The sequence below is a fragment of the Vibrio sp. D173a genome (genome assembly GCF_030248475.1).
On record NZ_JAHGAH010000521.1, the window covers coordinates 1 to 752 of the forward strand.

Here is a 752-nt window from a genome sequence, read left to right on the forward strand (position 1 = left end):
ACCTCGTCAACTTAGTCCGTCCACATATGCGAGAACGAGGTGAAGGACGAATTATTAAAAATAGTTCTGTACTTGGTTTTGCAGCAATGAAGTATAGAGGTGCCTACAACGCCTCTAAATTCGCGATAGAGGGATGGACAGATACGCTAAGACTTGAGCTTCATGGGAGTGGTATCCATATTTCACTGCTTCAACCGGGCCCAATCGAAACAGAATTCAGACGTAACGCTCTGATTGCCTTCAATAACTGGATCAAGCCAGAGCGCAGCGTTCACAGAGACTATTATCAACAGCAGCAACAGCGACTTGAGAATGAAACCTCAGGAAATCGCTTTGTACTGCCGCCAGAAAGCTGTATCGAGCCCGTCTATCACGCGCTGACGGCAAACCAGCCTAAATTGCGATATCGAGTCACCACGCCGACAAAGATCTTTGCGATCCTTAAACGCTTGCTGCCAAACCGATGGTTAGATCCTATTTTACGCAAAGCGGCTTAATAACAAATAACCGAATTACTCGCAAAAATAATGTAACGATGTAATTTGTTCGTAACAATAAGATGTCATGATTCACATCGTAGCATCAAGCAGCCCTGCTTGATCTCTCCACTGAAGGTACATTCATGACTCTTAACACCTTAAACTGGGTTGGTGTGAGTGTTGCCATCACCATATTTTTACTGTTTTGAGTACAAACAGGGAATGCACCTCCAACCTGATTGGTAAATAACGCTATGCTTTCTCGCCACAAAA

Annotated in this window: 1 protein-coding gene; it reads left to right on the forward strand. The window is 44.1% G+C overall.

What is annotated here, in order from left to right:
* Positions 1–497: SDR family NAD(P)-dependent oxidoreductase (locus tag KIV40_RS27225; RefSeq protein ID WP_285352310.1), on the forward strand; the 497-nt coding region annotated here is incomplete at its 5' end.
* Between the last annotated feature and the right edge of the window lie 255 nt (positions 498–752).